Origin of the sequence: Olivibacter jilunii (assembly GCF_900607235.1) — a bacterium.
Taxonomy (GTDB): Bacteria; Bacteroidota; Bacteroidia; order Sphingobacteriales; family Sphingobacteriaceae; genus Olivibacter; species Olivibacter oleidegradans.
On sequence record NZ_LR027851.1, the window covers coordinates 414,209 to 428,512 of the forward strand.

A 14,304-nucleotide genomic window follows, 5' to 3' on the forward strand; every position below is an offset into this window, starting at 1 on the left:
GTGGTATTAAATGACGAGTTTTCGGTATTGAAGAAAGAGAGGAACAATATTAGGAACTTTTAGTTTCCTATAAAACAGATTAGATTGACCTTTATAAATCCGGAAACCGAGTAGAAGTAAAAACGCCGCGATAAAAATGACGCTGGGAAGTAATTGGTTGGTATGGTGAGACATCGATTTGGTGATGACCGAATCTGTTGTTGACCCACTCATACATTGTCCAAGAATGTTCCCTACGACACCGCTTTTAGCATGGCCTTGTTCAACGTTTATCGGAATACCTGCAAGACTTTTGATGCCACTTTTAATTGGACAGGACGTCAGTAGCGTTAAAAGCATGGTTACAAATACGAGACCGTATGGGTAATATGTTTTTATCCTATTTGATAACGTGCGGATCATTTATTGTGCAATTTAAGCTATTTTAATGAACACGACAAGACATGCCTGTCCTTTTTAGACTTTTTAACAGATAGCATCACGAAGTTCATGGCTTAAAGTAGCAATTTATAAGAAAGCCGATCAGTGAAATCCGATCGGCTTTCTTATATTCATTGACAACTGAATAATGTATATTACACGGATGCAAGGCTGAAAGGCAGCCGCCTAATTCTCTTCCCACTCAAGTCGTACACGGCATTAGCCAGCGCGGGAGCGAAAGGTGGTAGTCCCGGTTCTCCCACGCCGCCCGCATCCTCGGCATTGTCGATGATGTGTACCTCAACCGGCGGCATATCCGCAATGCGGGGCATATTATAGTCGTAGAAATTTTTCTGGTCAACCAGTCCGTCGGTAAAAGTGACTTCATGCAAAGCTGCAGCACCTAGCCCCATGGCAACGCTGCCTTCAACCTGAGCGTGGATAATATCGGGGTTTACATACCAGCCACAATCGATTACGGCCCATACTTTATCTATTTTAATTCCTCCCTCCGGAATGCGAGAAACTTTTACTACCTGGCCTACCGTTGAATTAAAACATTCTGTAATCGCCACGCCATACCCTTTGTTAGTACCCCGCGATTTCCATCCGGAAACCGCTTCCAGTTTATCGATTAGTTTATGAACGCGTTCATCCGGCAAATGCTGTCGACGAAACTCAAGCGGATCGGTACCGGCGGCAACTGCTAACTCGTCAATAAAGCTTTCGTAAGCAAATCCATTGGTGGATGCGTATACCGAACGCCACCATAGAACCGGTATGGGAAGCTCAAAGGTGACATCAGCGATGCTAAGATGCGGGATCGACTGTGTATAGGGCTTAAGGAAACCCTCACTGGCGCTTCCGTTAGGCTTTGACCGGTCGTTACTACTGAAATGGCCAATATTTTGTCCACAGAGACGGACTTTCATCGCCTCAATTTTACCTGCCTTTACAACCCCTTCACATCGATAGGATATGCCGGGGCGATAGGGGCCCTGGGTTGCATCATCTTCGCGGGTCCAGACAACCTGTACGGGTTTTCCGAGTTCTTTTGATATCGCGGCAGCCTCAAAAGGGTAGTCCATAAAGGCTTTACGTCCGAAGCCTCCGCCTAGAAAAGTCATATTGACCTTCACGTTTTGCCATGGAATACTGAACTCTTGGGCAATCGCGTCCTGAACCATTTCGGGGGCTTGTATCGGCCCCCAAATTTCTACCGTATCGCCTTTCCAATGAGCGATACAGTTCACCGGCTCCATCGCGTAGTGCGATTGGTAAGGTGTTTCGTATAACACGTCTAACTTGGCGTCGGTGCTGGCGGCGGTAATGACTTCCGATGGATTGCCTTGCGTTTGAAAGATCAAGCCTTCTTGACCGGAAAGTAGTTCTTTTTGTCGCCTATAGATTTCAGGGGTGCTTATATGTTCAAAATTGCTATCATCCCATTCAACTTTTAAGGCCTTTTTGCCTTGCATTGCCGCCCAAGTTGAATCGGCTACGACAGCGACCCCTTCGCGCCAGGTGTTAAAAACTTTCATCCTTACTTTGAAGACCTTCGTTACCCCTTTTACTTTCATCGTGTCCGAATCGTCGAAAGATCGGACAGTGCCGCGCATGCGGGGATTGCGCTCCACCGTAGCGAACAACATATCGGGAATACGCTTATCAAGTCCGAAAACGGCACTGCCATTGGTCTTTAATGGTGTATCGATCCGACGGCTCGCTTTCCGTATCAGCTTGTATTCGGAAACGGGCTTTAACGGAACTTCCTTAGGCGGCTGAAGTTTTGATGCAGCAACAACCAATTGCCCATAATGGAGCTTCTTTCCGGAAGGCTTATGGATAACGTGACCGGATGCTGCGTAACAGGTCGATACATCTACCTTCCATTGATTGGCGGCCGCCTGTACGAGCATCATGCGGGCAGTAGCGCTTAGCTTGAGCAGTTTTTTATAGCTTCCGCGAATAGTTGAACTGCCACCGGTAATCTGTCCTCCATATTCGTTCCGATTGCCCGGAGCAAAGGATACCTGAATATCTTTTAGATCTACTTCCAACTCTTCGGCGATAATTTGAGGAACCGAATGATAGGAACCCTGGCCCATTTCGGCGCGGTGGTCAAACAAGGTTACTTGACCGTTTGTATCGATATGTATCCATGCATTTAATGATACTAAAGGGGCTTCGTTATCCGCTGCTGTTTCTCCTGCAAGTATATTTACGATGTGGGCGCCAGCGGGAAAATAAAAGCCCAGCGCCAATGCTGCTGAACCCAGGCCAGCGGCTTTTAAAAAATTTTTCCGTGAAAGACGCGTGGCCTCTTCTTGTGAATATTGGCTATTTCGCTTAAGTGAATCCTTCATATGTGCGATGCTTTCTTACCTTGTATTATTAATTTGCGGGTGGCGCATAAGCTCCTGTTTCCAACCACTCAATCCAGGCCTTTTTGAATTCCGCATGGCTCAACGGTGGTTTGGTGCGCCCTTCTCCCATATTCCATCCGGCAAGTACCAAGTCGTCGTCAGCATGTTCAATCAGTTGTTGCTTGTTTTTATGGCCGTTTTGTTGAGGATCTAACAACTGCTTTGCAAGTTCATGGGCTGTTTTACCCTGAAAAACCATTTTCATGTCTGCCGGAGGAAGGTGCCAGTTGGGATTTCCGGGAGGCGTGTGCGGTCCAGGTGTATTTTCAGGTTGGTGGCAGTTTGCACACTTCATCGCGAAGAGACCTTTGCCATCTGCCCCTCTTTCTGGCAACATGGTATGCAAATGGCTGTCGTCGCCTTGTAGGGGCACATCGCCGGCGGGATGGCAGTTTACACATCGGGGGCTCATCAGCACGGCATATACTTTGTTAAACGCTCTGACTGATCGAACACTGTCATCGGCCAACTTCCTTTTGCTAATCGGTCTACCGGTATCGCGTGCGTAAGTGTTCTCTGTACCGGTATAAAGAGAGAACCCGAGTGCAGCAATCATTACGGCGTAAATAATCAATTTGAGCTTTTTTGCCATAGGTCTTCCTTAATTATCGTTCTGATGTTTTCTGCTGTAGTTCGGCGGCGAGATGTATAGCTTTACGTATGCGCAGATACGTGCCACACCGGCATATATTGCCCGCCATGGCATTGTCGATATCTTCATCACTTGGATTGGGTTTTTCTCGCAGTAATACGGCGGCCGACATAATCTGGCCGGAGTGACAGTAACCGCATTGTGGTACGTCCACTGCGGCCCAGGCTTGCTGCAAAGGATGGTCGTTTTTTTCCGACAGACCCTCAATGGTAGTAACATGTTTACCCGCAACCCTGCTTAATTTAGTTATGCAGGATCGGACCGCCTCTCCATCAAGATGTACGACGCAGGCGCCACATTGTGCGACACCGCAGCCATATTTGGTGCCGGTGAGCCCGACGACATCCCGTAAGGCCCAAAGCAAGGGCATGTTGGGGTCCAGATCAAGCTGATACGTTTTGTTGTTGACTGTAAATGAAATCATTGGCTAAATTTGTCATCCTACTATCAAAGTTAATCTTATTACCGGATTTGGGCTAATGATTATCAAACATTTTCTTAAGATATTCAAACAACTAGTTAAGTGGAGTAGTTGAGTGGTTAAGTAGTTGAAAGGTTTTTGAAACAGCGCGTTATCCGCTAAACTATGCATTAGATCAGTTGATTAGGGTGCTTAAGAACACTCCTTTCGTTAATGGTCACTTGACACAAATGTATGGATATGATATAAAGTCAATGTTAAATCCTGTTTGATTTACTTATAATCTTCGCATAAAGAAATGTGAAGGAGCTAAGGGACTGACTTTAACTGAAAAAAAACGTACCCATGTAAAAAGAAAAAATCAGGTTAACTTTGCCTTATGCTTTCTATCCGTACCATTGGCAACGAAGTACAAACTCAAGATAATGAGTTCTATCAAATTTTCCTGCTCCGCGATCCGATGGAGATGACGGTAGATTTTACGAACTATAAAACCGCTCCGTACTCTTTACTTTGCCTAAGCCCGTATCAACATTTGAGTTGGTTAAAAGGTCCGTTGACAACCGGTTTGCAATTGCTGTTTCACGGAGATTTCTATTGTATTGAATACCATAAAAAAGAAGTGGCTTGCAACGGCCTGCTTTTTAATAACATCTATCTACAACCTCATGTTAACTTGGGAAAGGAAATATATCTTGAGATCGAGCAACTTGTTCGCAAAATGGAGAAGGAACTAAAGGTTGGCCTTGAATTTTCTGATGCGGTGGTCAAAGCCTACCTGCAATTGATCTTGGCTTTATCGAGTCAAGTGAAGAAGCATCAGATTAATCTACATGAAATTCCACAGCAGGAGGATATAGGTGAGGGGCGCATTTTTCAGCAATTACTGGAAGCAAATTTTATGAGGGAAAAGTCTGTGAATTTTTATGCGCAACATTTTAACCTCAGTATAGATGCCTTTAGTAAAAAAATCAAGAAACATTTAGGTAAAGCGCCTTCTATTTTTATTCAAGATCGGATTATATTGGAATCGAAAAAGCTTTTACACCTGACGTATCAATCAATAAAAGAAATCGCTGTACAACTAAATTTTGATGATGAACATTATTTCAGTCGTTACTTTAAAAAAAATGTGGGTATCTCTCCATCGGAATTTCGCTCGAAAGTGGGGATTTCCATTGCGGCAAAATAGTGTACCATAATGCCGTTTCTGTCCATTTTATAAACCTAAGCGGCCCGCTACCTTTGTTCAATAGAAAATAAAATATGAAACAGCTATTGAACGTTTTAGCAAATGGACAAGCGAGTTTTGTTCATCTTATGCGTATTGTCATTTTTATTGTAATGGCTTGGATAGGAGGATTGAAAGCCTTTCAATATGAGGCTGATGGAATTGTCCCTTTTGTTGCCAACAGTCCATTTATGAGCTTCTTTTACACAAAGAATGCACCGGAATACCAGCAGTATAAAAACCCGGAAGGGAAGACAGTAGCTAAAAATGTGGCCTGGCATAAACAAAATGGGACCTACCTTTTTGCTTTCGGCTTGGGCACCGTCATCATTGTTATTGGACTATTGACCTTAGCAGGGATATGGTCGGCACGAATAGGCCTGCTGGGCGGATTGTTAACTGCCGCCATGTCGATCGTAACCTTATCCTTCCTCATCACCACACCGGAGGTATATGTGCCAAATTTGGGAGGCGATTTTCCAACGCCCAATTACGGCTTTCCTTATCTCTCAGGCGCGGGCAGATTGGTTCTTAAGGATATTATTATGATGGCAGGTGGGCTGTTAGTTGCATCAGATGCTGCCAAACGGATACAAGGGTGCTGAGAGCAATCGATTAGCAAAGAAAATAACCGCTCATCGTTCGTGGTCTTTAATGTCATTATAATGCAGGCTTGTTATTTTTATGGTGACTTCGAAAACAAGTTGCCAAACTTGTCCAATTCAATTAGTAGAACCCATCCCCTTCCCCGGGGTGGGTTTTTTAATAAAAATTATTAAGCAATGACTGACATGGAAACGGCTTATTTCAGATTCTTTTTCATCATAATATCCGTTTGCTCATCGGTGCCCATTTTGAAAATGTGCTTATCGAATGCAACGAATCCGTTCTTTTCATAAAATCGGATAGCTCGTGGATTTTCTTCCCAAACCCCGAGCCAGATGTATACTTTGTTTAACGATTTTGCCACTTCGAGCGCCTTTTCATAAAGAAGCTGTCCGACCTTTTTTCCATGATGGCTACTTTTTACATAGATACGCTCAATTTCCAATGCTTCGTCGCCTTGTTCTTCGGTTTGCGCATGGCCCACATTAATTTTCAGATAACCTACCGCCTCTTCCCCGTCCCAGGCAATGAAGAATAACGATTCTGCATTATTTAGTTCGGTTCTGATCTTTTCTTCACTGAAATTTGCCTCCAAATAGGTGCGCATGTCGGCTTCGGAATTACTGGCTGCAAAGGTTTCAAAGAAGGTTGTTCGGCCAAGGTCTTGAATAACTTTTAACTCGCCAAGCGACGCTTTACTAACTGCTATCGACTTCATGATCATACGGTCTTTCAAAATAAAGATTTGAATAGCTCTTTTTTGCAAATATACCGGAATATCTAATTTCGAAAGACAGCGGCCGGCCAAAAGCAGTTAAACCCTTATAAATGGGGATAAACGATAAGCATATTAGATCTGTAGGTAACCTTTATTCGGTTACCCAGCGATTGACCGTATTGTCTTGCGTTTCCAACACTATTTTATAAAAAGGGGAAGGGATATCTTTGATAGAAACAAGCGCATGTTTACCGGTTAATGGATACGTGCCCATGAGCCGATATTCATCTTCTTTGCCCGTTTTTTTATTATTGGTGGTGGATAGCCAGATCTTCACTTCGCCCTCCTGCTTCATGGGAGTCCAAAAAATGTCGAGGTGTTCTTTTAGGCGATGAACTTTTGGAAGCGCTATTGCTACTTCGCCCATTAAAGAAATACCATCCAATTCGCGTGCGGCTATTGTCGGAACAGGAATCTCCATATATCGGGCAATGGTAGGTAGAATATCAACGACAGAAGGGTATAGCATTGCACTATAGGTGTTTTTAAGTGGCCTGTTGCTGAGAATCCATGCTGAGCGCTGGCGAAAGGACTGCCCCCCATGGCCTTTACCATCTTTTTCTGCTCTTCCGTGATCCGTAGTTACCAGGAGTAGCCAGTCTTCGTTGAATTTTTTTTCGCGTTCGTCTATAGCGGCCATAATTTGCCCAACCTCTTCATCTACCTTTTGTATTGCCTCTGTGTATTCGGGGCTGTCGCCATACATGTGGCCCATATCGTCCGTGTGTTCGAGGTATACCCAGGAGAGGTCGGGTGCCCGCTCGGCAATCGATTCGGCAGCTTTAGCGCTAACTGCCTGATCAATTGCCAACATAAACCGGCGTTTCGCGTCATGTGGATATTTCACTGTGTCCAATTCCAACCCATCGAACGCTTCGTCCATCTTAATGTAATTCGTTTGTGCCAGGTTTTCGCCGATTAACTTCGTTCTGTTATCTTGCCAACTGGAAAAAACGGCAATTTTTTTCTTTGGAAAAGCATCTTTCAGTAAACGGAAAATCGTTGGATAGTTGTAATTGGGATCTTTGATATCATTATCCGGAACGTTGTGTTTGTTATACCAAACGCCTGTTAGTACATTGTTATAGCCTACAGCAGAAATTGTTGGCGATTCACTATACGAGCCTGCTTCACCCCCTTGGTAAGCGCGAAGGTAGGCGCCTTTCGCCATCAACTTTTTCATATTTGGCACGTCTGTTCGCTCCAATGCATCGGCTGAAATGCCATCTGCAATTATGAAAACTACCTTTTTTTGTCGTTGTGCAATGACAGGGCCAAAGCACATACAGAATAGAACTAAAATACTAAGTTTTTTCATCTATTTAAATTTGCTTTTTAGTGGTGATGAAGCTATCAGATTTATTCATTCCCCTGTGTGGTTTGAATAAATCATGATGGTTTCATGTTTTAAATCTTTCGGCAAAAATCAAATATCCCGAATTATCCCCATAATCAGAAAGGATTGATTAACTTGGTTCTTTAATAGGGATGACATTGGGTTTTTCTTTTTGTCGTACTTACATTCATTGCGGTAAAATTCAGCTTGAGCAGTTAAGCCATCATTAAGAAATCTTTATTTTATTAATTAATTGAATGTTCATTCAATAATAACTCATCTATTTGTAACCGATTTCAGTACGATAAATATATGGGTAGAAAAAGTATAAAAGATATCAGGAAACAGGAGATTATCAAAGTCTTCTATAAAGTAGCAAAAAAAATTGGTTACGCCAATACTTCAATAGCAAAAGTGGCTAAAGTGATGAATATAAACCCCAGCCTTATCATCCATTATTTTGCTACTAAAGAGGATTTAAAGGAAGCGTTGATCGATTACTTATTGGAACGCTATCTGCTGATTTTCAACATAGACAAGGAAAAAGATTATAGCCTGACAGACCTCTACGATATTATTGATCGACTCTTTTCAAAGAAATGGAACAAATTATTTGATGATAGTCTATTCTACGACTTTTATGCAGAGAGTTTCCGGAACAAACAAATTAGGCGTAAATACATTACCATTCTCGACTCGTTACGATCGATGCTTAGCACCATACTCGCTAAATTGAACGACCGGGAACAGCTGCGTCTAACGAACCCAGCGCATACGGCTGATCTGATTTTTATTTTTCTGGATGGCGCTTATTTTTATTTATCGTTGGTAGAAGATAAGTCGATGGTCGAAAATAGACTCAATCAATACAAAGAGGAAGTTTATGATCTGTTAAAGTTAACCTAGCGTCTCCTACAAGCATTCCTTCCTAATTTGCTATTCTGTCTGCATATTTCGGAAGCGGACTTGCGCATCTTTATTGATCGTAACAACGCCGCCATAAGGTTAGTGGCCTATGATAGTGACTGACAGTAAGTGTCTTTTCTTTTTTAATTGAATGAATGTTCAATTAAAATAACGATATATTAATTCCTCCTTAACATCTGAAATTCATCTTTGTTGCCAGATCCCTAATCTTAAAAAATAGTTATGAAACAGATTTTACTGTTACTTGTCATAAGCCCGCTGATCATCTGGCAGTATGGGGTATATGGCCGACAGGTGCGTCAAGATGACCGCACAATTTCCGGAACGGTGAAAGACTCGATTGGCGAAACACTGCCCGGTGTGAGTATTGCCATTGTTGGTAAGACACAGGGAACGTCGACAACGATAGACGGCGTTTTCTCTTTAAAAGTAAAAACAGGGGATGTGCTGCATATCTCTGCCATTGGTTATTTGCCGCAAGAGGTAAAGGTAACAGCGGCTGAGCATTACGACATCATATTGGCCGATGACAAACAAAGCCTTAACGAAGTTGTCGTGGTTGGTTACGGAACACAGAAGAAAGTGAACCTATCCGGTGCGGTCGACCAAGTGAAAGCAACAGACCTACAGAATCGGCCAATAGCAAATGTTGCGCAAGGTTTGCAGGGAATGGTGCCAAATTTAAATATCCGCTTTGCATCCGGTGGTCCGGGTGAAGCGGCGGACATCAACATTCGGGGCATCACTTCCATCAATGGTGGCGGGCCGCTTATATTGGTTGATGGTGTGCAGATAAGTGCCGCTGAACTGAACCTGATAGCGCCACAGGACATTGAGACGATGTCGGTGATCAAAGATGCGTCCGCTGCGGCCATCTATGGGGCGCGGGCGGCATTTGGGGTGATTTTAATTAAAACTAAAACAGGCGCTGTAGCGGGTGCTACCGTCAGCTACTCCAATAATTTCAGCCTAAATAAACCTACCGTTTTGCCGAAAATGGTGACAGACCCTTACATCTTTTCGCGTTTACTGGAATTATCTACCGATAATACCCCTTGGGATAACGTTAATTATAGCGATCAATTTTACCAATATGCCAAAGAACGATCGGATAATCCGTCTATCGCCGGGGTACGGGTAAATCCGACCGATCCCAGCTTATGGGAATATATGGGTAATCGGGACTGGAGCCGCTATTTTATGGATGATTATAACTTCAACCAAAATCACGACCTCGCCATTAGCGGCGTGAGCGAAAACAATAAAGCACAATATTACCTATCAGGCGGTTATAACAGACAGAACAGTCCGTTAACCTTGGCCGATGATTACAATGAACGCTATAGTCTGCGCGCTAAAATTGATTATAACTTAAAGAAGTGGCTTAAAGTTGGAAATAACACCTATTATACCTATACGAACCGAAAATCGCCGACCCGATTTTACAGCAATCCCAGCCAAGCTTCCTCATCACTGCCTGTTACGAACACTCCTTTCAGTATTTATGATCTGTATACTATTTTTCCTACTTCATGGGATAAGAACCCGGATGGCACCTGGGCTAATGAAACCGTAGGTCGGCTGGCCGCCCAACTAGTTGACGGTGGTGCAACAACGGTGAAGCAAAACATGATTCAGTCTACCTTTACCGCTGAGATGTCTTTTTGGGATAGGTTGCTCACCGTTAATAGTGATTTTACCTTTAGAAATACCTCCATCAACACGAATTCTTATAATACCAAATATCAAATCGGATATGGTCCGAATGATGTACGTGAGGAAGGAGAGAATAGTGCCAGAAGAGATGCCGAATCCATTACCTATCAAGTATTCAATATTTATGGTACGTTGAATAAGAGTTTCGGAAAACACAGTTTGTCGGCCATTGTGGGGTATAACCAGGAAAATTACCGTGACGAATTTTTTTATGTCAGCAAACAAGACCTGATTTCTTCGTCTTATCCCACGATTGGCTTAGCCACAGGATTGACCAATGGCGAGGAAGACATTAGAACCTATGCGCTTAGAGGTGCTTTCGGTCGAGTCAATTATATTTATAATGACCGTTATATCGTGGAATTCAACGGAAGATATGACGGCTCTTCACGCTTTCCCAAAAATAAACGCTTCGGATTTTTCCCTTCCGCTTCCGCTGCATGGCGGATCGATCAGGGGTCTTTTATGGACGGTATCCGTCAGACCGTCAATAATCTAAAGCTTCGGGCTTCCTATGGTTCCTTAGGAAATCAGAACGTGGCCAACTACGGCTATCTTCCTTTCATGGAGGCTTCACAGTCCGGTTACCTGATCGGTGATTCGCGCCCGACCATGATCAGTCCGCCGCTCCTGGTTTCACCCAATTATACGTGGGAAAAGGTGAATACACTTAATGTCGGTTTGGATATGGGGCTCCTCCAGGATCGTATTACGCTGACTTTCGACATGTATAAACGGAACACCCTCAATATGTTAACACGCGGAAAGGAGCTCCCCGGCGTATTGGGTGCCGTTGAGCCGAGTGAAAATGCTGCCGACCTGCAAACCAAGGGTTGGGAGCTTTCATTTGGATATCAGAATAAATATGAGGTTGGCGGAAGCCCACTGACCTTCCAGGGCCGCTTTGTACTCTCCGATTCTAAAACACATATTACACGGTTTGATAATCCGAACGGAAGCATCCTGCAATACTACAAAGGAATGGAGCTGGGGGAAATCTGGGGATTGCAAAGCAACGGACTTTTTGCCAATACCGACGAGATTGCGCAATTAGACGAGTCGGCTATTATTCCTTGGGGTGCGTTACAGATTGTACCGGGATGGCCCAAATATATCGATCGGGATGGTAACGGAAAAATTGAAAAGGGCTATACGCTGGACGACACAAAGGATTTAACCGTAATCGGAAATTCAACACCACGCTACCAGTTTGGTCTTGATCTAAACTCCTCGTGGAAAAATTTTGATGTCAGGGTCTTTTTACAAGGTGTTGGAAAACGGGATTATTATCCAATCGATTACCTTTATTGGGGCTTTTACCAACAGCCCTACGGAAATATCTATGAGCATCTGCTCGACTTTTATAGACCTACCGGCGATAGTGATGAACAAAGGGCGCGTCATTCGCAATCTTATCTGAACCTCGGACTTGCAGATGCAAATCCCAACGGAAAATACCCGATTATGCAATCGTGGTTGGCTGATGCTAACCTAGGAACAAGAATTGACGATGCGATGGGATTGGCCATTCCCCAAACCGGCTATCTGCTTAACGGTTCGTATCTGCGTATAAAAAATATTACAATCGGTTACACTTTACCTGAAACATTGATAAAAAAAATAGGCTTGGCCCGTCTTCGTGTTTATGCCTCTGGTGAGAACCTCTTCGAATGGTCGGGAATCAAAGATTTTTATGATCCCGAAAGTACGAACGCAAATATCAATACCGATCCGACCAGTGGTATCGGTAGAAAAGGAAATGGAATGACTTACCCTTTTCAAAGGAGTTATTCGGTAGGAATCAATGCCATCTTTTAAAAAATAAAAACATGTCAACAATAGAATATACAAAGAAGAACAAGTTTCTTAAAATCGGCCTGTTCATCGGACTCCTAGCCCTTTCGACAGTAAGCTGTAATGATGATTTTTTGGAAAAAACACCCGAAACGGATATTGACGCGGGCAATTTTTTCAATACGGAAGGAGACTTAAACTTATATATTTATAATCTTTACAATTTTCCTTCTACCGGTATTTATACAGCAGATGCTTATAACTTAACCGACAATGCCTTCTCGACGGGCAATGTGGAATTGAAAACCATGATGACCACCAATCCTTCTTCTACCACAATTACCGGTGGGTGGGACTGGGGCCAGCTCAGAAATGTTAATTTCTTTTTGGCGCATTTCCGGAGGGCCAACGCTGCAGAGGACCGCTTAAACCACTTCGAAGGTTTAGCCCGTTTTTTCCGTGCCCGCTTTTATGTTGATAAAATAAAACGCTATTCGGATGTTCCCTGGATAGATGTACCATTGGAAGCAAACAGCGAAGACATTTTATTTGCCGGGCGTGACTCACGGGAAACCGTGGTCAACCACCTCATCGAAGACTATGAGTTCGCAATGAACAATGTGGATGTTTCGGCCCCTAAAGGAGCCGTGAACCGTTGGGTGGTCAAAGCTGATTATGCCCGCTTTTTGTTATATGAAGGAACTTTTCGGAAATACCATGCTGAACTGAACTTGTCAGAATCAGCTGATGAACTGCTACAAAAAGCGGCCGCTGTGACAAAAGAAATTATGGACAGCGGGACCTTTAGCCTCTATTCTACCGGAAAACCGAATGAAGACTATGGGAGCCTTTTCGCAAGTGCGGATCTCTCAAGCAATCCGGAAATCATATTTGGTCGGTTTTACCAAGCGAATGTGCTGAATGGAGATAGTGGCGAAGGGGTTTTCGGCAACTATGAGACTTATCCGCAAAAGGATCTCGTACAGGCGTATCTTATGAAGGACGGTTCTTTTTATAGCAGTCGCCCTAACTATCAGCAAAACGAGTTTGTTGAAGAATTCAGCAACCGTGATCCGCGTTTATATCAAACATTTGCTTATCCGGGATGGGTATTGGTACGCTCCGGTACTTATGCGCAGGGAACGGGTTTATATGTGCAACAGTTGGCGAAGAACTTTTCGGGTTATCATCAGATTAAAGGCTTTTATAATACAACAGATCAGGATGTACGGAATAATATGGATGTGCCCCTTTATCGCTTTGCTGAGGTCCTGTTGATTTATGCGGAAGCTAGGGCCGAATTAGCGCAACTTACGCAAGGCGACTTGGATATCACCGTAAATAAGTTAAGGGATCGTGTTAGTATGCCATACATGACCTTAAACCCGCCAATGGATCCGGTGGAGGCTGCCAAATTTCCCAATCTTTCGTCTGCACAGCGCAGCGAATTATTGGAAATCAGGAGGGAACGTAGGGTAGAATTGGCAATGGAGGGCTTACGACATGATGATTTGATGCGGTGGGAGGCGGGAAAAGTACTGGAAAAGGAACCACAGGGGATCTATTTTGCTTCGTTGGGAAAACATGATTTAACGGGTGACGGCGTGCCTGATATTTATTTGCTTCCTGCTTCGCAATCGATCCCTAACGATAAAGAAACCAATAGTTTGGGTAAGGTGCTCCAATATTATCGCGTTGGTACCTTCGGTCAGGATGTATCTGTCTTCTTAGGAGGAGCAAACGCAGGAAATATTCAGATAATAGAAGATGTAGGAACATTTGTAGCCCCTAAATATTACTATAGGCCGATTCCGCAACAACAGATTATGCTCAATCCCAATCTTAAACAGATTTTTGGTTGGGAATAGTTGAAATAATTTATGAGGGTGCCTAAAAAGCTTAGATTGTCATCAGGCACTCTCTACTTCCCCCATATCAACTATACGCTATTGGGAACGTGGCGAGATAATTGCCCACCTTATTGTTTACTTAGTCAC

The 14,304-nt window shown here is 43.6% G+C and carries 11 protein-coding genes; 5 read left to right on the forward strand and 6 right to left on the reverse strand.

The genetic code is table 11. The annotated features are described in order from the left end of the window. Positions 1 to 6 precede the first annotated feature (6 nt). The 4 genes from E0E36_RS15665 to E0E36_RS15680 form a co-directional block, all read right to left on the reverse strand. Complete coding sequence (locus E0E36_RS15665; RefSeq protein WP_130856732.1) at positions 7 to 402, reverse strand: hypothetical protein; 396 nt, start codon at positions 400 to 402, stop codon at positions 7 to 9. A gap of 173 nt (positions 403 to 575) precedes the next feature. After that, complete coding sequence (locus E0E36_RS15670; RefSeq protein ID WP_130856733.1) at positions 576 to 2,786, reverse strand: xanthine dehydrogenase family protein molybdopterin-binding subunit; 2,211 nt, start codon at positions 2,784 to 2,786, stop codon at positions 576 to 578. A 28-nt stretch (positions 2,787 to 2,814) separates the two neighbouring features. Continuing rightward, a complete protein-coding gene (locus E0E36_RS15675) occupies positions 2,815 to 3,438 on the reverse strand; it encodes a cytochrome c family protein (protein ID WP_130856734.1) in 624 nt (207 codons plus the stop codon). A 13-nt stretch (positions 3,439 to 3,451) separates the two neighbouring features. After that, positions 3,452 to 3,922: a (2Fe-2S)-binding protein gene (locus tag E0E36_RS15680; RefSeq protein ID WP_130856735.1), complete on the reverse strand. Its 471-nt coding sequence runs from the start codon at positions 3,920 to 3,922 to the stop codon at positions 3,452 to 3,454. Between the two features lie 376 nt (positions 3,923 to 4,298). Here E0E36_RS15680 and E0E36_RS15685 point away from each other — a divergent pair, with 376 nt between their 5' ends. Together E0E36_RS15685 and E0E36_RS15690 are read left to right on the forward strand one after the other, a co-directional pair. After that, positions 4,299 to 5,111: a helix-turn-helix domain-containing protein gene (locus E0E36_RS15685; RefSeq protein WP_130856736.1), complete on the forward strand. Its 813-nt coding sequence runs from the start codon at positions 4,299 to 4,301 to the stop codon at positions 5,109 to 5,111. A 74-nt stretch (positions 5,112 to 5,185) separates the two neighbouring features. After that, on the forward strand, positions 5,186 to 5,755 hold the full coding sequence (locus tag E0E36_RS15690) for a DUF417 family protein (RefSeq protein WP_130856737.1): 570 nt from the start codon (positions 5,186 to 5,188) through the stop codon (positions 5,753 to 5,755). Between the two features lie 197 nt (positions 5,756 to 5,952). On the opposite strand, the gene E0E36_RS15695 is transcribed toward E0E36_RS15690, so the two are convergent. Next, on the reverse strand, positions 5,953 to 6,474 hold the full coding sequence (locus tag E0E36_RS15695; protein ID WP_013667966.1) for a GNAT family N-acetyltransferase: 522 nt from the start codon (positions 6,472 to 6,474) through the stop codon (positions 5,953 to 5,955). A 151-nt stretch (positions 6,475 to 6,625) separates the two neighbouring features. Next, positions 6,626 to 7,852: an alkaline phosphatase family protein gene (locus E0E36_RS15700; protein ID WP_130856738.1), complete on the reverse strand. Its 1,227-nt coding sequence runs from the start codon at positions 7,850 to 7,852 to the stop codon at positions 6,626 to 6,628. A 330-nt stretch (positions 7,853 to 8,182) separates the two neighbouring features. On the opposite strand from E0E36_RS15700, the gene E0E36_RS15705 reads away from it, so the two are divergent. The 3 genes from E0E36_RS15705 to E0E36_RS15715 all read left to right on the forward strand — a co-directional run bounded on the left by E0E36_RS15705 (position 8,183) and on the right by E0E36_RS15715 (position 14,175). Next, positions 8,183 to 8,776, forward strand: coding sequence for a TetR family transcriptional regulator (locus E0E36_RS15705; RefSeq protein ID WP_130856739.1), 594 nt, complete (start codon positions 8,183 to 8,185; stop codon positions 8,774 to 8,776). A gap of 243 nt (positions 8,777 to 9,019) precedes the next feature. Continuing rightward, the gene (locus E0E36_RS15710) at positions 9,020 to 12,331 is read left to right on the forward strand and encodes a SusC/RagA family TonB-linked outer membrane protein (protein ID WP_130856740.1); all 3,312 of its coding nucleotides are present in this window, start codon (positions 9,020 to 9,022) and stop codon (positions 12,329 to 12,331) included. An 11-nt stretch (positions 12,332 to 12,342) separates the two neighbouring features. Continuing rightward, positions 12,343 to 14,175, forward strand: a complete 1,833-nt coding sequence (locus tag E0E36_RS15715; RefSeq protein ID WP_130856741.1) for a RagB/SusD family nutrient uptake outer membrane protein — start codon at positions 12,343 to 12,345, stop codon at positions 14,173 to 14,175. The last annotated feature ends 129 nt before the right edge of the window (positions 14,176 to 14,304 follow it).

Bases quoted from the DNA above. Each gene is read 5' to 3' on its own strand.
- E0E36_RS15675 (WP_130856734.1), bottom strand. From the start codon at position 3,438: ATGGCAAAAAAGCTCAAATTGATTATTTACGCCGTAATGATTGCTGCA.
- E0E36_RS15695 (WP_013667966.1), bottom strand. From the start codon at position 6,474: ATGAAGTCGATAGCAGTTAGTAAAGCGTCGCTTGGCGAGTTAAAAGTT.
- E0E36_RS15690 (WP_130856737.1), top strand. From the start codon at position 5,186: ATGAAACAGCTATTGAACGTTTTAGCAAATGGACAAGCGAGTTTTGTT.
- E0E36_RS15710 (WP_130856740.1), top strand. From the start codon at position 9,020: ATGAAACAGATTTTACTGTTACTTGTCATAAGCCCGCTGATCATCTGG.
- E0E36_RS15665 (WP_130856732.1), bottom strand. From the start codon at position 402: ATGATCCGCACGTTATCAAATAGGATAAAAACATATTACCCATACGGT.
- E0E36_RS15680 (WP_130856735.1), bottom strand. From the start codon at position 3,922: ATGATTTCATTTACAGTCAACAACAAAACGTATCAGCTTGATCTGGAC.
- E0E36_RS15700 (WP_130856738.1), bottom strand. From the start codon at position 7,852: ATGAAAAAACTTAGTATTTTAGTTCTATTCTGTATGTGCTTTGGCCCT.
- E0E36_RS15705 (WP_130856739.1), top strand. From the start codon at position 8,183: ATGGGTAGAAAAAGTATAAAAGATATCAGGAAACAGGAGATTATCAAA.
- E0E36_RS15685 (WP_130856736.1), top strand. From the start codon at position 4,299: ATGCTTTCTATCCGTACCATTGGCAACGAAGTACAAACTCAAGATAAT.
- E0E36_RS15715 (WP_130856741.1), top strand. From the start codon at position 12,343: ATGTCAACAATAGAATATACAAAGAAGAACAAGTTTCTTAAAATCGGC.
- E0E36_RS15670 (WP_130856733.1), bottom strand. From the start codon at position 2,786: ATGAAGGATTCACTTAAGCGAAATAGCCAATATTCACAAGAAGAGGCC.